Annotated in this window: 11 protein-coding genes; 4 read left to right on the forward strand and 7 right to left on the reverse strand. The window is 64.3% G+C overall.

The annotated features are described in order from the left end of the window. Positions 1–11 precede the first annotated feature (11 nt). Entirely contained in the window at positions 12–425 is a 414-nt protein-coding gene (tagD, locus tag L0U82_RS17960) for a glycerol-3-phosphate cytidylyltransferase (RefSeq protein ID WP_233832739.1), read from the forward strand. Positions 426–554: 129 nt separating this feature from the next. Here the strand turns inward: tagD and L0U82_RS17965 are convergent, their stop codons facing one another. Beyond that, on the reverse strand, positions 555–1,370 hold the full coding sequence (locus L0U82_RS17965) for a glycosyltransferase family 2 protein (protein WP_233832741.1): 816 nt from the start codon (positions 1,368–1,370) through the stop codon (positions 555–557). 270 nt (positions 1,371–1,640) lie between these two features. Between L0U82_RS17965 and L0U82_RS17970 the strand changes: the two genes are divergently transcribed. After that, on the forward strand, positions 1,641–2,468 hold the full coding sequence (locus tag L0U82_RS17970) for a hypothetical protein (RefSeq protein WP_233832743.1): 828 nt from the start codon (positions 1,641–1,643) through the stop codon (positions 2,466–2,468). 102 nt (positions 2,469–2,570) lie between these two features. Here the strand turns inward: L0U82_RS17970 and L0U82_RS17975 are convergent, their stop codons facing one another. The 3 genes from L0U82_RS17975 to L0U82_RS17985 form a co-directional block, all read right to left on the reverse strand. Then, on the reverse strand, positions 2,571–4,397 hold the full coding sequence (locus L0U82_RS17975; protein ID WP_233832745.1) for an O-linked N-acetylglucosamine transferase, SPINDLY family protein: 1,827 nt from the start codon (positions 4,395–4,397) through the stop codon (positions 2,571–2,573). A gap of 62 nt (positions 4,398–4,459) precedes the next feature. Beyond that, positions 4,460–9,055, reverse strand: coding sequence for a beta strand repeat-containing protein (locus L0U82_RS17980; RefSeq protein ID WP_233832747.1), 4,596 nt, complete (start codon positions 9,053–9,055; stop codon positions 4,460–4,462). A 103-nt stretch (positions 9,056–9,158) separates the two neighbouring features. After that, positions 9,159–16,454, reverse strand: coding sequence for a heme utilization protein (locus tag L0U82_RS17985; protein ID WP_233832749.1), 7,296 nt, complete (start codon positions 16,452–16,454; stop codon positions 9,159–9,161). Between the two features lie 563 nt (positions 16,455–17,017). Here L0U82_RS17985 and L0U82_RS17990 point away from each other — a divergent pair. Beyond that, a complete protein-coding gene (locus L0U82_RS17990; RefSeq protein ID WP_233832751.1) occupies positions 17,018–17,821 on the forward strand; it encodes a glycosyltransferase family A protein in 804 nt (267 codons plus the stop codon). 99 nt (positions 17,822–17,920) lie between these two features. Next, the gene (locus tag L0U82_RS17995; RefSeq protein WP_233832753.1) at positions 17,921–18,730 is read left to right on the forward strand and encodes a glycosyltransferase family 2 protein; all 810 of its coding nucleotides are present in this window, start codon (positions 17,921–17,923) and stop codon (positions 18,728–18,730) included. An 85-nt stretch (positions 18,731–18,815) separates the two neighbouring features. Here L0U82_RS17995 and L0U82_RS18000 read toward each other — a convergent pair whose 3' ends face one another. From L0U82_RS18000 to L0U82_RS18010, 3 genes are all read right to left on the reverse strand, one after another. Further along, on the reverse strand, positions 18,816–20,984 hold the full coding sequence (locus L0U82_RS18000; protein WP_233832755.1) for a tetratricopeptide repeat protein: 2,169 nt from the start codon (positions 20,982–20,984) through the stop codon (positions 18,816–18,818). A 108-nt stretch (positions 20,985–21,092) separates the two neighbouring features. Continuing rightward, positions 21,093–22,817: a sulfotransferase family protein gene (locus L0U82_RS18005; RefSeq protein ID WP_233832757.1), complete on the reverse strand. Its 1,725-nt coding sequence runs from the start codon at positions 22,815–22,817 to the stop codon at positions 21,093–21,095. A 457-nt stretch (positions 22,818–23,274) separates the two neighbouring features. Continuing rightward, entirely contained in the window at positions 23,275–24,627 is a 1,353-nt protein-coding gene (locus L0U82_RS18010; RefSeq protein WP_233832759.1) for a bifunctional glycosyltransferase/class I SAM-dependent methyltransferase, read from the reverse strand. Between the last annotated feature and the right edge of the window lie 60 nt (positions 24,628–24,687).

Consider the following 24,687-nt stretch of genomic DNA (forward strand, 5'->3'; position numbering starts at 1 on the left):
TGAAAACGGCGATGAAAACCGTGATTACGTATGGCACGTTCGACGTGCTGCATGCCGGTCACATCCGCTTGCTGTCGCGCGCGAAGGCACTAGGCGATCGGCTGATCGTCGGTCTGTCCAACGACGAGTTCAACGCGCTGAAGAAGAAAAGCGCGATGCTCGATTTCGCGAACCGCAAGGCGGTGCTGGAAGCGTGTCGTTACGTCGATCTGGTAATCGAAGAAAAGAACTGGGAACAGAAGGTCGGCGACGTGCAGGCCTATGGCGCCGACATCTTCGTAATGGGCGACGACTGGCTAGGCAAATTCGACTTTCTGAAGCCGTATTGCGAAGTGGTCTATCTGCCGCGCACCGAGGGCATTTCTTCGACGGAGATCCGCGACGAGCTGCGCGGTGAGCCGGTGCTGGAGGCTGGGCGTTACTGAACCTGATGCAGATGCGGAAGCCGATGCTGATGCAACCCCGGAGCCAACCGGAGCAGCATTCGAACTCGGGCAAGAAGCGCTGCTAGCCAGGAACGCCCCGCCGCCTCAAAGCAGGGTGCCACGCGAAACCTACTCCGGGACAGCTCCGTTCCCGTACACATCACGCCAGTTGAATTTCGGCTCGACGGACAGCTCCGACTTGCCATCGTCGAAATGCAGCTGCGACGCGTCGATATGAAGAATGTTGCGGTTCTTCTTCATGTTCTCGTAGTGGAAATTCGCGTTGCCGCGGCGCAGGTCCGCGCGATCCTTATCGAGACGTTTAGCCGCCTGCTCCGCGCTGCGCATCGGATAGTGACGCAGATTGAAGCGCACCGGCACCGGTTTGCCTTCCGGCGGATTGTGATTGAACCAGCGGACATTGGTCGACGACGCGCGCCATGAGCGAATGCGCGGCGCGCAATCCGGCACGATCGAGTAATGGCGGATTCGTTGCGTGGGCAACGCGATGCGCGCATCGTCTTCGTCGGTGAACCAGAAGTTCTGGTTGTTGAACTGAATCCAGTCGTACGGCGAATTGAACACGTCGACCAGATGATCGTAGTAGGACTTGCTGCGATCGGGGCCTTCGAGCAGTTCATCCTGGTCGGGCCAGGAAATCCAGTCATAGCGCGCGATGTATTGCGACATCAGGTGACGGGACATCGTCTCGTAGAGCTTGTAGAAGTCGAAATCGCGCGGCAGGAAAATTCTTTCCACCAGCCGATGCCGGTATTTGTCGAGTACCGCGGCCGTGCCGTCGTCCGAGCCGTGATCCAGTGCGATCACGTCATGCCGGTTCAGCAACAGCCAGTCGATCGCCTCCGACAGCATTTCGGCGTCGTTGTAGCACAGCAGTACGCCAAGCGCTTTCGGGAGTGCCTGCCCGCTGGAAGATTGATTCATGAACGCGCATCCTGCTCAGTGCGAAGTAAACGTTTTATAGTGCAGCCCGCGCTCGCGGCATTTCTCGCGTAAAACTCGAATGAGACATCGCGAGAAAAGAACGAATCGACGGGATCCTATTCAGTCTACTGATTTCGCCTCTGCTGGATCGCTGAAGAAAAGCCGGAAACGCCCTTCTTATTGCCGAATCGGCCAACGGCCGGCACTCGGAACATAGCGTGCGATGCACACGTATCGAAACGCGGAGCCTTGGAGCCCTGTTTTCAACGCATGAACCACGCCGTCCACCAGATCTACTACTCGTCGCAAACCCGGGCGATGCTCGACCCCGGCTTCATTCCGCTGGATAACTCCGGACAACGTCCGGACTGGTATGAATACGGGCCGATCCGCCGCTTTTTGCTGACGCACCCGCTGGCGCCCGATACGCGCTATGGCTTCCTGTCGCCGAAATTCGCCGAGAAGACCGGCTTGACTTCCGCGCAGGTCAACGCGTTCCTGGACAGCACGCCCGACGACGTGGACGTCGTCACGTTCTCGCCGTATTTCAGCAACGCGGCCTTCTTCAAGAATGTGTTCGAGCAGGCGGAGTTCTGGCATCCCGGCATCATGCACACGATCGGCGACGCGATCGCGATGGTCGCGCCGGGCATGAATGCGAACACGCTGACGCACGGCATGCTGATGAGTTCGATGCAGACGGTGTACTGCAACTACTTCGTCGCGAAGCCGCGCTTCTGGCGGCGCTGGTTCGAACTGTGCGAGGTGATTTTCCGCTGCGCGGAATCGGGCCGCGGCGAGCTGGCGCAGCGGCTCAATGCGCCGACCCAATACGTGCCGCCGACGCCGGCGAAAATCTTCGTAATCGAGCGGATCGTTTCGCTGCTGCTGAGCCTGGAGCCGTCGAACTGGAAGGTGCGCAACTACAACCCGATCAAATTGCCGGCGGACAACAACCTGCTGAACGGCAAATTCCGCGATGAGATGGTCACGCTGGATGCGTTGAAACAGGCCGCGCTCAGTACCACGTTCCACGACTACTACGTGAAGTACATCGACCTGCGAGGCCAGATGATCGAGCGCTTGCAGCAGGCGTAGGTCGCCGCTGCTGCCGTTTTTACCGGGCCACGAGCGTGGCCCAGCATCGTTACTCTTCGCCGCCCGTCGCCGCATTAGCGATGAATGGCGGCGATGCCCGCCTCACCCCAGCGCGCTGACCAGCTCGCCAAAGCGCTGCTCCAGATTGCGAACGAATTTGGGCGTATCGAACAGCGCGCCGCTTTCCTTCGTCTCGGCCAGTACCGCGCGCAAGCGCTGCCGCTCGTCGGCAGACTGCGCGAGCGCCACGGCCTTCTCCTCGTAGCTACGCAGATCGGTCGAGATCAGCTCGCTGAGTCCGGCCGCGGTCAACAGCGCACCGGCCATGCGCGCGGCAAACGAGCGGCCGGAGCACGTGACCAGCGGCAAGCCGGCCCACAACGCGTCGTTGGCCGTGGTGCCGGCATTGAACGGGAACGAATCGAGGAACAGATCGGCGATGCTCATGCGCGCGAGGAACATCTCCGGCCACGTGCGCGTCGCAAACACCAGACGGCTGCCGTCGATACCACGCGCTTCAGCCTCCTTGCGCAGATTCGCTTCGGCCCAGCGATTGTCCGACAGCAGCCACAGCACGCTGTCCGGCACGCGCCGCAGAATGTTCATCCATACCTCAAACATTTGCGGCGTGAACTTGTAGTTGTTGTTGAACGAACAGAACACCAGGCCTTCCGCCGGCAAGCCGAGACTTTCGCGCGTCGGCGCTTCGGCGATCACGCGCTTGCGGTCGCTCACCTGATAGATGTCCGGCATATACAGCGGCTTCTCGCTGTAGTACGGCGCGAATTGCGGCGGAATCAGGTATTCGTCGGCGATCACGTAGTCGATGAACGGGAAGCCGGTAGTGGCCGGCAAGCCCAGATACGTGATCTGCACCGGCGCGGGCCGGGCCGACAGAATGTCGGGACGGGCACCGAAGGTCTGCCCTTGCAGATCGACGAGGATGTCGATTTCCTGCTCGCGGATCAGGCGCGCCACGTCCGCGTCGCTCATCTGATCGATACGCTGGAAATGGTCCATCGCGGCAATCACGCGCTGGCGCAGCGCCGAACCGTCCTCGGGCGACCAGCAATAGCCGTACACCTCGAAATGCTCGCGATCGTGCAGCTCGAATAGCTGCACCATCAGCATCGACACCGGATGCAGGCTGAAATCCGACGACAGATAGCCGACGCGCAGCTTCTTGTGCCCATAGGCATGTCCGTTCGACAGCGCCGGCAGCGTCAGATTGACCTTGTTGGTGACATAGTGGCGCGCGGCCACCAGTTGCGCCTCGGGGTCGTCGGACTGCGAAATCATCGCGAGCGCCGAGGTGGACTGGATCATCAACGCGGGGTCGACGTTCGGCGGCACCGCGTAGACCGGCCATTCGCACATCTTCGCGCGCAGGAACACCCAGTGATGCAGCACGTCGGTCTGGTTCGGATTGACTTCCAGACTCTTGCGCAGCCAGTCGAGCGCATCGCCGTACTGGCGCTCGTTCTCGAACAGGCGCGCGAGGTTGTTCATCGCCATCAACCGGTGCGCCGCGCCTTCCTGGTCGTGCATCGAGACCGTGTTGGCGACCCATTGCCATTCGGCCAGCGCGGCCTGCGGCTGCTTCAGACGCTCATACACCAGCCCCAGGTTGAAGTGCGGCTGGACGAACGAAGGAGACAGATCGATCGCGCTGCGATACACGCGCTTCGCGTCTTCGAGGCGGCCCATCCGGTCGTAGGCGGCGCCCAGATTGAACAGCGCGAAATGGTTGAACGCCGTGTTGTTGTGCTCGACCCAGGTCTGATAGAGCACCACCGACAACTCATGCAAGCCCTCGTTCGTCAGCCGGTTGCCGTAGTCGATCAGCTCGGCCAGCGACAACGTACCCCGCCACGCGGCCAGGATTCTGCTCGAAAACTCGGATTCAACGAAGGCGATAGATTGGTTCATGATGCGGTCGAAAGCGCCTGCCGGCCCGTGATCCCGTCATTTCACGGGCCGGCAGGATGTGGCTAGAGATTCAACGCCTGGATTTGCGCCGAGGTCAGCCCCGTCGTATTCAGGCTCGCCTGCTGCTGCGAGCTCAATGCGGCTATGTCATCGGTCGAGAATGCCAGGATCTGCGACGAACTCAGTGCGGCCAGTTCGGTCGTCGTCAGAGATTGTATCTGCGTCGAGCTCAGCGCCTGAATTCCCGACGAACTGATCGCCTGGATCTGCGCGGTGCTCAGCGCCGGAAGCTGCGTCAGCGACAGCCCTTGCATCTGCGACGAGGTCAGATTCGCTACCTGCGAGGTCTTCAGCGCGGCCAGTTGCGTGAGGCTCAGGTTGCCGATGTCATCGGTCGACAGCGCCTGCACCTGAGTAGACGTCAGCGCGCCCACCGCGGTCGTGCTCAGCCCTTGCATCTGCGCCGAGGTCAGCGCGGCGATGCCGTTCGAACCGAGCGCCGCGATCTGCGCGGTACTCAGCGACTGAATCTGGCTGGTGCTCAACGTCTGCACTTGCGTCGACGACAGATTCGCCAGTTCCGTGTTGCTCAAGCCGCCAAGCTGCGCGGTGCCGAGCGCCGCGATCTGGTCGGTCGTCAGCGACGACACGCCGTTCGAGCCGAGCGCGGTGATCTGCGCGGTGCTCAGCATCGCGATGCCCGCCGAGCCCAGCGCCTGTACCTGCGTCGAGGTCAGGTTCGCGACTTGCGAGGTCTTCAGACCCGCCAGCTGCGTACTGCTGAGTTCGCCGATTTCGTCGGTCGTCAGAGCCTGCAACTGGGTCGACGTGAATGCGTTCAGCGCCGCGGTGCTCAGGCCGGCGATCTGCGTCGAAGTCAGCGCCACCACGCCGGCCGAACCGAGCGCCACGACCTGCGCGGTCTTCAGCGCGTTCAACTGGGTCGAGCTCAGGGTCTGGATCTGCGTCGCGCTCAGGCTGGTCAGCTGCGTCGAGCTGAGGCCCGCGATCTGCGTGGTCGTCAACGCCGCCACGTCATCGGTGCTCAGATACGTGACCTGCGCGGACGTCAGCGCGTTCAGCGCGGCAGTGCCGAGCGACTGGATCTGATCGGTGCTCAGCGCGTTGATGCCGTTCGAGCCGAGCGCCACCACCTGGGCGGTCTTCAGCGCGGCCACGTCGGCCGTCGACAACGACTGCACCTGGCTGCTCGTCAGACCGGACATTTCGTCGGTGGTCAGGTTGGCAACCTGCGTGGTGCTGAGCGCCTGGATCTGGTCGCTGCTGAGCGCGGTAATGCCGCTCGAACCGAGCGCCGCGAGCTGCGTGTTGCTCAGGATGCTGATGTCGGCCGTGCCGAGCGCGGCGAGCTGGTCGGCGCTCAGCGCGGCGATCTGCGCGGTGCTCAGGCCGGAAACCTGCGAGGTCGTCAACGCGCCGATCGCATCGGTGCCCAGATACGAGACCTGGGTCGACGTCAGCGCGTTCAGGCTCGCGGTGGACAGCGACTGGATCTGGTCGGTGGTCAGCGCGGCGGCGCCGTTCGAGCCGAGCGCGACGATCTGCTGGGTCTTCAACGCGGCGATCGCGGCGTTCGACAGCACCTGCACCTGGTCGGTACTCAGCGCGGACAGCTCGGCGGTGGTCAGGCCGGTCACCTGTGCGGTGCCCAACGCCTGGATTTCGCCGCTCGTCATCGCGGCCACGTTGGCCGAGCCCAGCGCGCCGACTTGCGTCGCGCTCAGTGCCGGAATATCGGCGCTCATCGCGACGACCTGAGCCGAGCTGAGGCTCGCGATCTGACGCGTGCCGAGCGCGGCAACCTGGGTCGTGCTCAGCGCGGCGATCGCGTCGGTGCTCAGCGCCTGCACTTCGCTCGCGGTCAGGCCGTTCAGCGCGGCGGTACCGAGCGACTGCACCTGATCGGTGGTCAGCGCGGCGGTGCCCGCCGAGCCCAGCGCGACCATCTGCGCAGCGCTCAGCACGCTGATGCCGGTCGTGCCCAACGCGCCGATCTGGTCGCTCGTCAGCGAGGCGATCTGTTTGGTGCTCAGCGCCTTGATCTGCGAGGTCAGCAATTCGGAGACGCCGGTCGTGCCCAGCGCGCCGATCTGCGACGAACTCATCGCGTTCAACTGGCTGGCGCTCAACGTCGTCACCTGGGTCGAGCTCAGCGCGCCCACGCCGGCCGAGCCGAGCGCGATCACTTGCGCGGTGTTCAGCTTCTGCACGTCGGCAGTGGACAGCGCGCCGACCTGATCGGTCGTCAGGCTGGAAATCTGCGCGGTGTTCAGACCGGAAATCTGATTGGTCTTCAACGCGGCGATATCGTCGGTCGACAGCGTCTGAAGCTGCGCGGTCGTCAACGAATTGAGCGTCGCCGCGCTCAGGCCTTGTACTTCGCTGCTGGTCAACGCGGCGATGCCCTTCGTGCCCAGCGCCGCGACTTGCGCGGTCTTCAGCGCGGCGACATCGGCGGTCGTCAGCGCCTGCAACTGGTCGGTCGTCATCGCCGACAATTCGGCCGCGTTCAGGCCGGCGATCTGGTTGGTCTTCAGCGCCTCGATCTGGTCGGTCGTCAGCTTGGCGACGTTCGCCGCGCCGAGCGCGCCGATCTGCGCGGTGTTCAGACTCTGGATGCCGGCGCTGCCCAGCGCCACGGCTTGCGAGGTCGTCAGATGCGAGACCTGCGCGGTGGCGAGACCCGCGATCTGCTTCGCGGTCAGCGCGGCGATATCGTCGCTCGACAACGTCTGCAACTGCGTCGAGCTCATCGCGTTCAGGCTCGCGGTGTTCAGCGCGCGGACTTGCGTCGACGACATCGCGGCGATGCCGGCCGTGCCCAGCGCACCCATCTGCGCGGTCTTCAGCGCGGCGACGTCGGTGGTCGACAATGCCTGGATTTGCGTCGTGCTCAGGTTGGCGACGCTCGCCGTGCTCAAGCCGGCGATCTGGTTCGTCTTCAGCGCCTGCACCTGATCGCTGCTCAGGTTGGACAGGGCCGATGCACTCAGCGCGTTCAGTTGCGCGGTGCTCAGCGCCTGGACATCCGAGGTGCTCAGCGCCGCGGCTTGCGACGAGTTCAGATAGCTGACGTGAGCGGTGTTCAGACTCGCGATCTGTTTGGTGCCCAGCGCGGCGATGTCATCCGTCGACAGCATCTGCATCTGCGACGAGCTCAGCGCGTTCAGCGTCGCGGTGCCCAGCGACTGCACTTGCGCCGACGTCAACGCGGCGACATCCAGCCCGGCCACCTGCGCGGTTTTCAGTACCGCGAGATCGCTGTTGAGCAGCGACTGGATCTGCGTCGTCGACAGATTCACCAGCTGCGACGTGGTCAAGCCGACGATCTGGCTGGTCTTCAGCGCCTGCAGCTGATCGGTGCTCAGATTCGCGACGGCCGCCGTGTTCAGCGCGCCGATCTGCGCGGCGCTCAGCAATTGCAGGCCGCCGGTGCCGAGCGCCTGGACCTGCGCGGAGGTCAGATTCGCAATGTGCGCGGTATTGAGGCTCGCGATCTGCACGGTCCGCAGCGCCGCGACGTCAGCGGTCGAGAACGCCTGCAACTGTGCCGCGCCCAGCGCGTTCAGCTGCGTCGCGGTGAACGCCTGCGCCTGGCTCGACGTGAACGCCGCGATGCTGGTCGTGCTCAGCGCCGCGATCTGCGCGGTCTTCAACACGGCAAGCGCCGCCGTCGACAGCGCCTGGATCTGCGTCGTGCTCAGGTTAGCCAGTTGCGCGGTACTCAAGCCGGAGATCTGGCGAGTCAGCAGCGCCTGGATTTGCGTGGTGCTCAGGTTGGCGACGCTCGCCGTGCTCAACGAGCCGAGTTGCGCGGCGCTGAGCGTATCGAGGTCGGACGTGTTGAGCGCCTGCACCTGAGTCGAAGTCAGGTGCGAGAGCTGCGCGGTCGCAAGGTTCAACACCTGCGCGGTGCGCAGCACCGAAATATCGGTGGTCGACAGCGCTTGCAGCTGCGCGGTGCCGAGCGCGTTCAGCTGCGCGGCGGTCAGCGCCTGCACTTGCGCGGTCGTCAGCGCGGCCACTTGCGCGGTGCCGAGCGCGGAGATCTGCGCGGTGTTCAATGCGGCGATATAGGCAGTCGACAGCGCCTGCACCTCGGCCGTGCCGAGGTTGGACATGACGGCCTTCAGGCCTGCGATCTGCGATGTTTTCAGTGCCTGCAGCTGGTCCGTGGTCAGCGCGTTCACGCCGGCCGAACCCAGTGCGGCCAATTGCGCGGTGCTCAGCACCGCGACGCCCGTCGCGCCCAACGCCTGGATCTGCGTGGACGTGAGGTTCTGGATCTGTGTCGTGCCGAGACCCTTCAACTGCGCGGTGCCCAACGCAGCGATGTCGGCATAAGACAGGCTTTGAAACGACGCGCTGTTCAACGCATTCAATTGCGAGGTTTTCAGCGCCTGGACTTCAGCGGTCGAAAAACCGCTCAACTGCTCGGAGCTGAGCAAGGCCATTGCCGCGGTGCTCAGTGTCACGACCGACGATGGCGCGAGCGCGCCGAGCTGGTTGCTGCTCAGAAGCACGACATCCGCCGTGGTCAGAGCCGCCACGTCGGCGGTCGACATCTGCGCAAACTGCGTGGTCGTCATGACGCTGACTTGAGCAGCGGTGAGCGATGAAATGATCGATGAAGTCATAGTTTGAAGGCTTCGCTAGTCACCAGATAACTTCGCCCCGGCGCGCCAGACGAGTATTGCTACGCTCGTCTGGCGACACCGGGGCGATCACTGCTTGGAACGCTTAGGCGATGTTCAGGTACTTGATGTCATCGGTACCCAGCGCATTGAGCTGAGCCGACGTCAACGAATTAACCTGAGCGGTCGTCAGAGCCGACAGCTGATCCGTGGTCAGGGACGTGAACTGCGTCGTGCTCAGACCCGCCACCTGGCTGGTCTTCAACTCAGCAATACCCGTCGTGCCCAGGGCCTGCAGGTTCGTCGTGCCGAGACCGTTCAACTGCGCGGTCGTCAGCGCGGCGATGTCAGCCGTCGAGGTCGCCAACTGCGCGATCTGATCGGTCGACAGAGCCTGCAGCGTCGCGGTGCTCAGACCGGCCACCTGGTTCGTCTTCAGCACCGAGACACCAGCGGTGCCGAGGGCTACCAGGTTGGTCGTGCCGAGGCCCGCCAGCTGCGCGGTCGTCAGCGCACCCATGTCAGCCGTCGACGATGCCAGCTGCGCGACCTGGTCGGTCGTCAGAGCCTGCAGCGCGGCGGTGTTCAGGCCGGCGATCTGGCTCGTCTTCAGCTCCGAGATACCGGTCGTGCCGAGGGCTTGCAGGTTCGTCGTACCGAGACCGTTCAGCTGCGCGGTCGTCAGCGCGCCCACATCGTTCGCGTTCAACGCGCCGATCTGGTCGGTCGACAGGCCTTGCAGGCTAGCCGTGTTCAGACCCGCTGCCTGACCCGTCGTCAGTGCCGCGATACCGGTCGTGCCGAGAGCCTGCAGGTTGGTCGTGCCCAGACCGTTCAGCTGTGCCGTGGTCAGTGCGCCAACATCCGTCGTGCTCAGAGCGCCGATCTGGTCAGTGCTCAGACCTTGCAGCGCTGCCGTGCTCAGACCCGCGACCTGTGCCGTCGTCAGAGCCGAGACGCCGGTCGTGCCGAGAGCTTGCAGGTTCGCCGAACCCAGCGCGTTCAGTTGCGCCGTCGTCAGGCTGGCGACTTCCGTCGTGCTCAGCGCGGCGAGGTTCGTCGTGCCCAGACCCGCCAGTTGCGCGGTCGTCAGAGCCCGCACGCCTGCCGTACCCAGCGCGCCGATCTGATCCGTCGTCAGGCCTTGCAGGCTGGCCGTGCTCAGGCCCGCCACCTGGTTCGTCTTCAGCTCGGAGATACCGGTCGTGCCGAGGGCTTGCAGGTTGGTCGTACCGAGACCGTTCAGCTGTGCCGTCGTCAGCGCAGCCACGTCAGCCGAACCCAGCGAGCCGATCTGATCGGTCGTCAGGTTCTGCAGCGTTGCCGTGCTCAGACCCGCCACCTGGTTCGTCTTCAGAGCCGACACACCGGTCGTGCCCAGAGCTTGCAGGTTGGTCGTGCCGAGGCCGTTCAGCTGTGCCGTGGTCAGCGCGCCGACATCCGTCGTGCTGAGCGAACCGATCTGATCGGTGGTCAGGCCTTGCAGGCTAGCCGTGTTCAGGCCAGCGACCTGTGCCGTCGTCAGTGCCGAGACGCCCGTCGTACCCAGTGCTTGCAGGTTCGTCGTGCCGAGGCCGTTCAGCTGTGCCGTCGTCAGTGCCGCGACGTCCGTCGTGCTCAGTGCGCCGATCTGGTCGGTGCTCAGACCTTGCAGCGCCGCGGTGTTCAGACCCGCGACCTGGCTCGTCGTCAGCGCCGAGATGCCGGTCGTGCCCAGAGCTTGCAGGTTCGCCGAACCCAGCGCGTTCAGTTGCGCCGTCGTCAGGCTGGCGACTTCATCCGTCGTCAGCGCGGCGAGGTTCGTCGTGCCCAGACCCGCCAGTTGCGCGGTCGTCAGGGCGCGGACGTCAGCCGAGCCCAGCGCGCCGATCTGGTCGGTCGTCAGGCTTTGCAGGCTGGCCGTGTTCAGACCCGTCACCTGGCTCGTCTTCAGCTCGGAGATACCGGTCGTGCCGAGGGCTTGCAGGTTCGTCGTGCCAAGGCCGTTCAGCTGTGCCGTCGTCAACGCACCCACGTCAGCCGAGTTCAGCGCGCCGATCTGATCCGTCGTCAGGCCTTGCAGGCTTGCCGTGTTCAGGCCAGCGACCTGGCTCGTCTTCAGCTCGGAGATACCGGTCGTGCCGAGAGCTTGCAGGTTCGTCGTGTTCAGGCCGTTCAGCTGTGCCGTCGTCAACGCGCCTACGTCGGTCGAGCTCAACGCGCCGATCTGGTCGGTCGTCAGGCCCTGCAGCGTGGCGGTGCTCAGACCCGCGACCTGTGCCGTCGTCAGTGCCGCGACACCCGTCGTGCCCAGAGCTTGCAGGTTCGTCGTGCCCAGACCGTTCAGCTGCGCCGTGGTCAGTGCGGCGACGTCCGTCGTGCTCAGTGCGCCGACCTGGTCGGTGCTCAGACCTTGCAGGCTAGCCGTGCTCAGACCCGCGACCTGTGCCGTCGTCAGTGCCGAGACGCCGGTCGTGCCGAGAGCTTGCAGGTTCGCCGAACCCAGCGCGTTCAACTGCGCGGTCGTCAGGCTGGCGACTTCCGTCGTCGTCAGCGCGGCGAGGTTCGTCGTACCCAGACCTGCCAGTTGCGCGGTCGTCAGGGCGCGGACGTCAGCCGATCCCAACGCGCCGATCTGGTCGGTCGTCAGTGCTTGCAGGCTAGCCGTGTTCAGGCCAGAGACCTGGTTCGTCTTCAGCTCCGAGATACCGGTCGTGCCGAGGGCTTGCAGGTTCGTCGTGCCGAGGCCGTTCAGCTGTGCCGTCGTCAGTGCGCCGACGTCGCCCGAGTTCAGCGCGCCGATCTGGTCGGTCGTCAGGCCTTGCAGCGTAGCCGTGCTCAGGCCAGCGACCTGCGCCGTCTTCAGTGCCGAGACGCCGGCCGTGCCGAGGGCTTGCAGGTTGGTCGTGCCGAGGCCGTTCAGCTGTGCCGTCGTCAGTGCGCCGACGTCGGTCGTGCTCAGTGCGCCGATCTGGTCAGTCGACAGGCCTTGCAGGCTTGCCGTGCTCAGACCCGCGACCTGTGCAGTCGTCAGTGCCGAGACGCCCGACGTGCCCAGAGCTTGCAGGTTGGTCGTGCCCAGACCGTTCAGCTGTGCCGTGGTCAGTGCGGCGACGTCCGTCGTGCTCAGTGCGCCGATCTGGTCAGTCGACAGGCCTTGCAGGCTTGCCGTGCTCAGACCTGCGACCTGTGCCGTCGTCAGAGCCGAGATACCGGTCGTGCCGAGCGCTTGCAGGTTGGCCGAGCCGAGCGAGTTCAGCTGCGCGGTCGTCAGGCTGGACACTTCGGTCGTCGTCAGTGCGGCGAGGTTCGTCGTGCCGAGGCCGGCCAGTTGCGCCGTCGTCAGTGCACGCACGTCCGCGCTGCTCAGCGAATCGATCTGGTCAGTCGTCAGGCCCTGCAGCGTCGCCGTGTTCAGGCCAGCGACCTGGTTCGTCTTCAGCTCCGAGATACCTGCCGTGCCGAGCGCTTGCAGGTTCGTCGTGCCGAGGCCGTTCAACTGTGCCGTCGTCAACGCGCCGATGTCGGCCGTCGAGGTCGCCAGTTGCGCGATCTGGTCGGTCGTCAGTGCTTGCAGCGTCGTCGTGTTCAGGCCGGCGAGCTGGCCCGTCTTCAGTTCCGAGATGCCGGTCGTGCCGAGCGCTTGCAGGTTGGTCGTGCCGAGGCCGTTCAGCTGTGCCGTCGTCAGTGCGCCAACGTCGTTCGAGTTCAGCGCGCCGACCTGGTCGGTCGTCAACGCTTGCAGGCTAGCCGTGTTCAGGCCGGCCGTCTGAGCCGTCGTCAGAGCCGATACGCCGGTCGTGCCCAGAGCTTGCAGGTTCGTCGTGCCCAGACCGTTCAGCTGTGCCGTGGTCAGTGCGGCGACGTCCGTCGTGCTCAGTGCGCCGATCTGGTCGGTCGACAGGCCTTGCAGCGCGGCCGTGTTCAGACCTGCCACCTGTGCCGTCGTCAGTGCCGACACGCCGGCCGTGCCCAGAGCTTGCAGGTTGGTCGTGCCGAGGCCATTCAGTTGAGCGGTCGTCAGTGCTGCGACATCCGTCGTGCTCAGTGCGCCGATCTGGTCGGTCGACAGGCCTTGCAGGCTTGCCGTGCTCAGACCTGCGACCTGTGCCGTCGTCAGTGCCGAGATACCGGTCGTGCCGAGCGCTTGCAGGTTGGCCGAGCCGAGCGAGTTCAGCTGCGCGGTCGTCAGTGCGGCGACTTCCGTCGTCGTCAGCGACGACAGGTTCGTCGTGCCCAGACCAGCCAGTTGAGCGGTCGTCAGGGCGCGGACATCAGCCGTGCTCAACGAATCGATCTGGTCGGTCGTCAGGCCTTGCAGCGTCGCGGTGTTCAGGCCGGCGATCTGGTTCGTCTTCAGTTCCGAGATACCGGTCGTGCCGAGCGCTTGCAGGTTCGTCGTGCCGAGGCCGTTCAACTGTGCCGTCGTCAGTGCGCCAACGTCGCCCGAGTTCAGCGCGCCGATCTGGTCGGTCGTCAGGCCTTGCAGCGTAGCCGTGCTCAGGCCAGCGACCTGTGCCGTCTTCAGTGCCGAGACACCAGCCGTGCCGAGTGCTTGCAGGTTCGTCGTGCCGAGGCCGTTCAGCTGTGCCGTCGTCAGTGCGCCGACGTCGGTCGTGCTCAGTGCGCCGACCTGGTCGGTCGACAGGCCTTGCAGGCTAGCCGTGCTCAGACCCGCGACCTGTGCCGTCGTCAGTGCCGATACGCCGGCCGTGCCGAGTGCTTGCAGGTTGGTCGTGCCGAGGCCGTTCAGTTGCGCGGTCGTCAGTGCGGCGACATCCGTCGTGCTCAGTGCGCCGATCTGGTCGGTCGACAGGCCTTGCAGGCTTGCCGTGCTCAGACCTGCCACTTGAGCCGTCGTCAGTGCCGAGATACCGGTCGTGCCGAGCGCTTGCAGGTTGGCCGAACCGAGCGAGTTCAGTTGCGCGGTCGTCAGCGCGGCGACTTCCGTCGTTGTCAGCGACGACAGGTTCGTCGTGCCGAGGCCAGCCAGTTGAGCGGTCGTCAGTGCACGCACATCAGCGGTGCCCAGCGAATCGATCTGGTCGGTCGTCAGGCCTTGCAGCGTGGCCGTGCTCAGACCCGCGACCTGGTTCGTCTTCAGCTCGGAGATACCTGCGGTGCCGAGCGCTTGCAGGTTGGTCGTGCCGAGGCCGTTCAGCTGCGCGGTCGTCAACGAGGCGATGTCGACCGTCGACGTTGCCAGTTGCGCGATCTGGTCAGTCGTCAGGCCTTGCAGCGTGGCCGTGTTCAGACCGGCGATCTGGTTCGTCTTCAGTTCGGAGACGCCCGTCGTGCCGAGTGCTTGCAGGTTGGTCGTGCCGAGGCCGTTCAGTTGCGCCGTCGTCAGTGCGCCGACATCGGTCGAGCTCAGTGCGCCGATCTGGTCGGTGCTCAGGCCTTGCAGGCTAGCCGTGTTCAGGCCGGCCGTCTGTGCCGTCGTCAGTGCCGACACGCCGGTCGTGCCGAGCGCTTGCAGGTTGGTCGTGCCGAGGCCGTTCAGCTGTGCGGTCGTCAGTGCGGCGACGTCGAGCGTGCTCAGTGCGCCGATCTGGTCGGTGCTCAGGCCTTGCAGCGCGGCCGTGTTCAGACCCGCAACTTGTGCCGTCGTCAGCGCCGACACGCCGGTCGTGCCGAGTGCGCGCAGGTTGGTCGTGCCGAGGCCGTTCAGTTGCGCCGTGGTCAGCGCGTCGACGTCGGTCGTGCTCAGTGCGCCGATCTGGTCGGTGCTCAGGCCTTGCAGGCTAGCCGTGCTCAGACCCGCGACCTGTGCCGTCGTCAGTGCCGACACGCCGGCCGTGCCGAGGGCTTGCAGGTTCGCCGAACCCAGCGCGTTCAGCTGCGCGGTCGTCAGCGCGGCGACTTCCGTCGTCGTCAGCGACGACAGGTTGGTCGTGCCGAGGCCCGCCAATTGGGCGCTCGTCAGCGCGCGCACGTCAGCCGTGCTCAGCGAGCCGATTTGATCCGTCGTCAGGCCTTGCAGCGTGGCCGTGTTCAGGCCGGCGACCTGGTTCGTCTTCAGTGCCGAGATGCCGGTCGTGCCGAGCGCTTGCAGGTTCGTCGTGCCGAGACCGTTCAGTTGCGCGGTCGTCAGCGCGGCGACGTCGAGCGTGCTCAGTGCGCCGATCTGGTCGGTGCTCAGGCCTTGCAGCGCGGCCGTGTTCAGACCCGCGACCTGTGCCGTCGTCAGCGCCGACACGCCGGTCGTGCCGAGGGCGCGCAGGTTGGTCGTGCCGAGGCCGTTCAGTTGTGCCGTCGTCAGTGCGGCGACATCGGTCGTGCTCAGCGCGCCGATCTGGTCGGTCGACAGGCCTTGCAGGCTGGCCGTGCTCAGGCCAGCGACCTGTGCCGTCGTCAGCGCGGCGACGCCCGCCGTGCCGAGCGCTTGCAGGTTAGCCGAGCCCAGTGCGTTCAGTTGCGCGGTGGTCAGCGCGGCGACTTCCGTCGTCGTCAGTGACGACAGGTTGGTCGTGCCCAGACCAGCCAGTTGCGCGGTCGTCAGGGCGCGTACGTCGGCGGTGCCCAGCGAGTCGATCTGGTCGGTCGTCAGGGCCTGCAGCGTGGCCGTATTCAGACCCGAGACCTGGTTCGTCTTCAGTGCCGACACGCCGGCCGTGCCGAGTGCTTGCAGGTTGGTCGTGCCGAGGCCGTTCAGTTGCGCCGTCGTCAGCGCGCCGATGTCGCCGGTCGAGGCTGCGAGCTGGGCGATCTGGTCGGTCGTCAGGCCTTGCAGGCTGGCCGTGTTCAGGCCCGCCACCTGGTTCGTCTTCAGTTCGGAGATACCGAGCGTGCCGAGCGCCTGCAGGTTCGCGGTGCCCATGCCGTTCAGCTGCGCGGTCGTCAGCGCGGCGACGTCGCCCGAATTCATCGCGCCGACCTGGTCGGTCGACAGGCCTTGCAGGCTCGCCGTATTCAGGCCAGCCACCTGAGCCGTCGTCAGCGACGACACGCCCGAGGTGCCGAGTGCCTGCAGGCTGCTGGTGTTCAAGCCGTTCAGTTGCGCGGTCGTCAGTGCCTGGACGTCCGATTGCAGCGCCCCGAGCGCTTGCAGGTTCGTCGTGCCGAGGTTGTTCAGTTGCGCCGTGGTCAGAACCTTGAGCTGGACCGTTTGCAGGATCCCGATCTGGTTCGTGGTCAGGCCGACCAGCGCAGAGGTGCCGAGTGCGGCAACCTGCGAGGTCGACAGGTCCTTGATCTGGGTCGTCGACAAGCCCCCCAGCTGAGCGCTGGACAGCGCCGCAATAGCCGCGGCGCTGAGGTTGACGACGTAGGAGGCGTTGATCGCCGAGAGCTGGTCGGTTGAAAGCTGCTGGATGTCCGCGGTAGTCAGTGCCGCAATGTCGGCGCTGCCTAGCTGCTGGAACTGCGTCGTGGACATTGCCGCGACTTTGTCCGGACTCATCAGCGAGATGATAGATGTCATGACTTTTTAATCTTCAAATTTTGATCACCGGCCACCGCAGATCTCTTCCCGCCGCGCCATCACGCGAAAGATCGTGGCCAACATGCGAGAAACGTCCTCGCCCGCAGTGCTACCCGTAGTGCTATCAATCCGTTTCCAGCCAGTACCGGAAGGTGCTAACCCGAACGCTTCGACGCCTGGTTCCTTCTCTGAACCCATGCATTGGTGATATCGGCGGCGTTTACGAAACCTTTAGAGATGTCCGGTAAGGAAAAATGGCCGGCGTGAAAAGCCGTCGTGAAGTGACCCAGGCGGCGCCGGCCGGGCGTCGCCAATCGGCCGGAAAGCCGCACCAGGCCTGGAGTTTGACGTGGTGATGTCAAGTCACCGCGAATTCATCGTCGCAGTTGCGGCACTGCCGCACGACCGTTCGGCGATCGGGTGACAGCTATATGAAAAAGGTAATTTCTGCCGAACCGCCGAAGCGGCTCAAATCGCGCCGCGCGCGGCCGATATACAGGCCGGGTGCCTTGCCGCATGGCGGGGGGCGCCGTTAAAGTGCTCATTTCCAACACGGAGCGAAGATGCAATCCGCAGCGCCCTTTTTCTCGGTCATTATTCCGACCCATAAGCGGCCGGTATTATTGGAGCGCGCACTTAAATCGGTGAAGTCGCAGGACCCTTCGCTTCCGTGCGAAATCATTGTGGTGGCCGACGTCGCCAATCCCGCCGATGACGAGGTATGCAACCGCTTGCTAGGCGCCGGCGACATCCATATCCGCCGCAACGGGCCGCCGGGGCCGTCCCAAAGCAGAAATCTCGCGATCGGCCTGGCGTCGGGCCGCTACATCCTGTTTCTCGACGACGACGACGCGTGGCAGCCCGGTTTTCTCGCCCAGCTCGCGCAGCAGCAGGCGATCCAGGAAGACCGGCTGGTGTATTTCGACTGCATGATCGCGACCGAAAGCCGTGCCGAATCGCCGCCTCGCCGCCTTTCCGAAGAGCCGCTCGATCTATCGGGCCGCCTGAACGAGCTGATCTACGTGCGCAATCAGTTGCCGAATTCCAGCCTCGCGATTCCGCGCCGCCTGCTGACCAGCATCCGCTTCGATACCCATATGCGCGCGTACGAGGACTGGGATTTTCTGCTGAGCCTGTGCGAGAAGGAAATGGCGCGGCACGTGCCGGTGCAAGGCGTGATGATCTTTCAGGCCAAGGACGAATCGACCGATCATCGCGGCAAAAGCGATGGCGCGCGCGACCTCAATGCGTTGCTCGACTATCTGTATGTGTATCGCCGTCACCCGGCGCCGAGCGACGAAGCCCGCCAACACCGGGTTAATTTTCTGCAACAGATGGGCGTGAGTGTCGCTGGCGACCTGGTCTAGCTTTTCCGCTGCCGTCCTCGACGACACAACCCGCCCCGCTGAACAACCTTATCCGCCGCATCAACCGGCCGCCGATAATCCGCTCGAACCGTGAACGACATGACGACGCGAACCGCCATCCCCTTTCTTTCCATCATCATTCCCACCCATAAGCGCCCGGTTCTGCTGGAACGCGCGCTGTCATCGATCAAGTCGCAAACGAGCCCGTTCGCCTACGAGATCATCGTGATTTCCGACGAGGTCGATCCGGCCACCGACGAGGTTTGCCAACGCCTGCTCGGCCCGGACGATATGAAGATCCGGCGCAGCGGCGCGCCGGGCCCGGCATTGAGCAGAAATCTCGGCCTCGATCTCGCCTCCGGGCGCTACGTGATGTTTCTGGACGACGACGATGCGTGGCAGCCCGATCTGATGTCGCGGCTCGCGAGCCAGCAGGAAGTCATCGAAGGCCGCTTCGTTTATTTCGACTGCCTCGTCGTGACGGAAAACCGCGCCGGGCCGCAGCCTCAATTCATTTCCGAACGTCGGCTCGACGCGGCCGGCCGGCTCAACGAAATGGTGTTCGTGCAGAACCAGGTTCACATGTCGTGCCTGATGTTCCCGCGCGCGCTGATCGGCTCGACGCGCTTCGACCCGTTCATGCGGGCTTACGAAGACTGGGACTTCATGCTGGCGATCTATCGCAAGGAGATGGCGTCGCACGTTGCGCTGCCGTGCTCGATCGTCCACGAAATCACCGACGATTCGTCCGATCGGCGCGGCGACAGCAGCAACGCGACCAACGCGCACGCGATCATGGACTATCTGTATGTGTATCGCCGTCACCCGGCGCCGAACGATGCGTTGCGCCAGCAACGCGCGGCGCTGATGCAGCGGGTCGGGCTGGGGCTGCCCGCCGAGCTGCTGTGAGGTTGTGATGCGGTTGCAGTGAAGCCGCTGTAATTCCGCGTCCGCCATGACGACATGGCGGACGCGGGTCGCGCGAGCCGGGGCTTTACCCGCGCGCGCGATGCTTCTTCGTCGACGCCGCCTTCTTTGACTTCTGTCCCTTGGCTTTGGGCAACGCCGGCGCCGGCACCGGCGCGCTTTCCGGCACCGCCGCGCTTTCCGCCGCCGGCTTCGCGCGCGCCACAATCCACTGCGCGAGATGCACCGACACACTCGCCAATACCTGCGCCCAGTCGCCCGCGCGGGCCTGACGGAACAGCGTCAGATTCGGATACCACGGACTGTCCACACGCTCGTCGAGCCAGACCCATTCGGCGTCGAAGCGGCTCAGCAGCCAGACCGGCGTGCCGAGCGCGCCGGCAAGATGCGCAATCGCGGAATCGACGGTGATCACCAGGTCCAGGTTGGCTATCAGCGCGGCCGTGTCGGCGAGGTCGTTCAGTTCGCTCGACCAGTCGATCAACGCGGGCACCGGCGTTTCCAGCCCCTGGCGCAACGTGAAGTAGTTCGCGCCCGGCAGCGCGGGCAACGTCAGCATCTGCTCGACCGTCACCGAGCGGCGCAGATCCCGCCAGTGTTTCGGATGGTCGTCCCAGTACAGGCCGACGCGCAATCCGGTGTGCGGCTCCAGACGTTCGCGCCAGCGGGCCACATCGGCCGCGTCGATATGCACATAAGGCACATCGGCCGGAATGCGCGACAGCGTCGTGCGGAACGCGCCGATCAGGTTATGCATCGGCACGCGGGCGTCAACCGTCGCGGGCAGTTGCCCGATGCCGACCACTTCATCTACACCGTCGATACCTCGCAGCACCCGCGCGAGTTCATCCGGGCATTCGAGAATCACGCGCGCGCCCTGCTCGTTGAGCAATTTCGCGTAGCGTGCGAATTGCAGCGTGTCGCCGGCACCGCCGTCGGCGGTCAACACGATCGTGCGTCCATCCTGGCGAATCGGCTCACCGGCCGCATCGGTGAACAGGCCGGTCTGCTCGCGCAACTCCGGTGCATGCGCATGCCAGACCCAGCGGATTTCGCTCGCGCCGCTCTCATAGTCGCCCTTCTTCCACAACAGACGACCCCGGAGAATATGTGCCTCGATGTGCTCAGGGTTCAGCACCAACGCATGCGACAGATAGGCAAGCGCGTCATCGATACGATTAGCGGCCTGGCAGTATTTGCCGAGCAGGCAATAGACCTGGTCCTGCGTCGAGAACAGCGCCGCCTTGCTTTCCAGCAGCGAGATCGCCGCATCCAGTTCGTCCAGCACCACATAGACATCGCACAGCGCCGACACGACCCGCGAGTCGTCGGGCAGCACCTGCAGCGCGCGCTCGTACATGTCCTTCGCTTCGCCGAAGCGACCGCTTTCGGCCAGCAGCATCGCCAGGTTCTGCAGCGTGCCCGGATCGTCCTGCTTGATCGACAGCGCTTGCCGCAGCAGACGTTCGCGCTTCTCGCTCGATAGCAGCAACGCGAGATTGTTCAACGCGGGCAGATGTTCGGGCTGATGCTGCAGCACCGCCTTGTAACCTTCGAGCGCTTCGTCGGTTTGGCCAGCCTGATGATGAATCGTGGCGAGCGCGAACGTGGCCTCGACGCTATCCACGGCGCTCCCGGCCTCTGCCGCGCGCTCGCGCTTTCGCAACACCAGTTCGATTGCCGATTCGGCGAGACCGTACGACGACTGATCGAAACGCGCCTCGCCCTGCTTGAACGCGGCATCCAGCTTTTCGATCTTCAGCACTTCGACTTCGTCCTGAAAATGCATCGACAGCTTCAACAGGCTGATCGAACGCGGCGACCAGCTTGCCGGCTTATGGATCGTGAACGACCACTTGTGGTCAGTATTGAACGTCGACGGCCAGACGCCCTGCTCGTACAGGTCTTCGTCGGGCGCGGTGATGATCAGATGGCCGCCCGGTTTGCAGATGCGAATCCAGTTGCCGAGTGCCTGCAGCGGATCGTCCATCCGCGCCAGATAGTGGCTCGCGTGCACGAAGTCGTACGTGTCGTCCGCGACGCTTCCCATCAACATCGCGTCGCCATCGGACTGCTGCCAGTTGCGCAGCGACTTCACCAGCGGAAAGAAAGAGGACAAGCTCGACAACGATCCGGGTTCCGTACTGATATCGATGCCGTCACCCGACAGCCAACGCGTAAAGAAGCGTTGGTCGTTGCCACGACGAAGCATTTGCTTGGCTATTTCGTTCGCCATATCTGGTGCCTTTTAAATTTGGCTTTTTAAATTTGCTTTGAATTTGCTTTTTAGTTTGCTAACCGCGCGCCGGCTCGCTGGGTCTGTCAAGCCGCTGTCAAACCGCTATCAAATCAGAACCACCCACTTCGGATCGAGTACTTCCCATTCGATCCGCTGTATCAATCTTTCGTACGCCTGCGACAGGAAACCCCAGATGATCTGGCATTCCGGTTGGGCCAGCCGCCATGTGGTTTCGTAGACTTCGTCGAGCAAGGGTTTGACGGATGCGACGTTTCGATAGCCGATCAGCCCTGTATTCATGATGCGGTTCGACATCGACAGACCTCGGGCCGCGATCTCACGCTCCAGCCATGCGACCGTCTGCGGCATCGTGCTCGCGTAGCGTTCCCACTCCATCGCCTGATCGATTTCGTCCTGGATCGACAGCTTGACGCGCGGCGTATTGCGGATCAACACCGCTTTGCCTTCCTCGAAATTGCCGACGATGTACTCGACGTGGCGTTTATCGAGCGCGAACTTGTGATCGCAGTAAATGATCAGCTCTTCCGCCGCGTATTGCGGAAACGCGTCGAAGAACTGCAGATACTTGATGTACTTCGACTGCAGCGACGCAAACCGGTAATCGTCCGTCATCGGGTGCGTCTTCACGAACTCGAAGATCCAGCCTTTCGCTTCGGCGGCTTTTTTCAGGTTGCGGTTATTGGAGAAGAACACGCAGCGCATGCCCGGAATGGCGTCGTGAACCTCGCTGAAAATCGCGCCGAACAGGCAACTGATGATCAACGGTCCGTTGCCGCGAACCGGTGCCGGCATCGCGTTATCCGCGCGCTGCGGATGACGTGCTTCGAGTGCGGCGATCTTTTGATCTCTGCCGGCCACGGCCTGCTTGAAGATCTCCAGATGCTGGTTCAGTTGCGCGATCGCGGCATTGCGCTCGGCGATGTGGTGATAGACCCGCGCTTCGTAGCGCAGCATCGGCGCGACGTCGGTCAGGAACTGTTGCGCGTCGTCGAGCGCGGTATCGAGCGCCGGGGCGCCGCTTGCGCCGTCGCGGCACACGGCATCGAGCGCGCCGTAAAGTTGTCTGAGCGCGCGCGGCGCCGCGCGAACCAGATTCAGATCCTGCGGCTGGAAGCGCGTGTGGCGCAGGCCGTCTTCCAGAAACGTCGCGCGATATTCGTCGAAGCGTTGCGGGTCGAGCGGCAGCGACAGTTGCGCGGCGATCCGCTCCAGTTCGGCGGCGGGCTGGTCGAGCAGGCAGTCGTAGTCGACGATCACGCGCTCACGGTCGCGGGTTTCGACGAGCGACGGCACCACATGTTCGAGCCACAGATGCAGCGCCTTTTCTTCGGCCATACCGTCGCGCTTGGCCAGCGAGCGCGCAACGCTGAGCGGATGCCGCACCGACAGCACGTACTTGACCGGCACGCCGACGCAGTCGAACACCGGTTTCCAGAATTTGATCAGCCGCGACAGGCGCGGGTCCTTCATCGCGAAGACCTTGCCGGCGCATTTGCCGCGCAGCGTCATCAGCGCCTCGGTCTGAAATGCGTCGAGCCGCTCCGGCGGGATCCGGGACAGGTCCAGTTCGCCCAGCGTGTGCCAGTCCATGCCGGCTGCCGCCATCAGTTCGACGTTGAGCTTGACGATGTCGTAGTCTTCGAAGAAGCCCTTGTCGTTGTTGCCGTCGGCGGCCGGCAGCAGGCGATTGCCCAGATCGGCGCCCAGCGCCGTCATCGCGCGAGCCGTCGCACTGGTCCCGCTTCTGTGCATACCGAGCACGACGAGCAGCATGCCCGTCTGGGTCGTCGCACCGCTGCCTTCAGTCATTGAATGAATTTCCCGAATCGATCCTGGATAACAGCGCTCGTCCTGCCGGACGACAAACCGTCTGCCGCTCTGATGTGGCCGCCCGGGCGATCGGCGGGATGCCGGCGGCGGCCATCCGGATTGCCTTTGCGCGCGCGTGACGGGGGTTCGCCCGCGTTCATCACAAGCGCTTTGCGCCGACACTTCCGGATGCTCAGCGGATTATGACAAGCCTGTCACGCGCGCAAATCACGAATTAGAGCCCGAAACCTGTGGCTGTTTGCCGGGTGACGGGTCGGGCGGCGGCTTGCGTGGGAATGGGGGGCGGAACTGAGTGACGAGCGAGCGCCGCTTTGTCGGTACATCGCGGCGCGCTGGCGACTGGTCGTGATTGGTCGCGGTCGGATCGGGAAAGCGCGGAGTGGTGAAGGAGACCGGCGCTGCCGCGCTCGGTCCCTTCGCGTTGCGACTGCGGCGCTCAGGCCGCTTCGAAGCGCATCACGTACTGCATCGGCAGTGCATCGGCTTCGGCCTGCTCGGGATCGACGCCGAGCGCCTGGGCCAAGCCCTTGATCCACGGCAGTGCGGCGGCGCGCTGCGGTTCGTCGAAGATGCGCGGATGGCCAGCCACCAGCCGATAACCGCAGCCGTCAAACATTTCGAGGATGGTCTGGCGGGTAAACCAACGCAAGTGCGTGCGGTCCAGCAAGCCGCCCTCTTCGTAGCGCAGCGCGCCGATCGCGAGCCTCGCCTGCACGCTCCAGTGCTGCATGTTGGGCAGGCACACCGCCACGCTGCCGCCGGGCGGCAGCACGGCGCGGATACGCTTGAGCACCTTCCACGGATCGGTCAGGTGCTCCAGCACGTCGCCGAATACCCAGCACTGGCGATCGGAGAACTGCTGGAACGCGGTCTCGGGGATCGCCTCGACGTCCAGCGCGTAGACCGCATCGCAGTGCTGCATCGCCGAGCGCGCCGCTTCCTCGCGGATTTCAATCCCAACCACGTGACACTGCGCGTTGCGCCGCTTCAGCGCGGCCGCGAGGCCACCGACGTTACATCCGACCTCGATAACGCGCTGCGTCTCCGGCTGGATCACGTTCAGCAGATCGGCATTGAACGGGATGCCGGTCGTGTCGTATTGCCCGCTCTTGCGGATGTCGCGATCGGGACTATCGAGGTTGTAGCTACCCGAGCGCTGCACCGTGCCTTGCCACGGGTGCGAAATAAACACCGGCTCAACAGGATTGGCAAAATCGTGCTCGACCCACCGCACGTCGCCGAGCAGCTCGGCCGACTTGCCCGCATCGTGGATGGCCTGCATCGCCGCCAGCATCGGCGCGCCGTGCTTGAACGGCAACGGCCATTGCAGCATCACCGCCGGATGACACAGCATGCAGGCCGGATGCAGGTACAGCAGGCTGGGATCGGCAGGCTCGCCTTCGCGCACGTTGATGCCGTCGGGGCGCACCGACATCACGCAGCCGACGCCGTACATGCCGGGCTGCAGCTTCGCCAGCAGATCTTCGAGCATGCCGGGCTTGAGCAGCGTCACGTCGCTGTCGAGAAACAGGCAGCGTTCGCCGAGCGGCAGGTTTTGCAGCGCCCAGGCGATGCCCGGGCCGTGATGAATATTGAAGCCATGCGCGTGCAGTTCCACGCCGGGGATACCTTGCAGTCCTTCGCGCAGCGCGTCCACTTGCGCGCTATCCGAGCCATCCACGATATGAATGGGGTTGGCCGGATAGAAAGCGCGTATCGAGCGCACGAGGTTGCAGACCAGATCCGGCGTGTTGTACGAGACGGTGACGATCGGGACGTTGTTTGGCATGGGTAGGGATTGCGCCGGCACGATAAGCCGGCGCGTTTTCCGGTTGCGGCGATTTTGCGG

Source organism: Paraburkholderia sp. ZP32-5, from assembly GCF_021390495.1.
GTDB lineage: Bacteria > Pseudomonadota > Gammaproteobacteria > Burkholderiales > Burkholderiaceae > Paraburkholderia.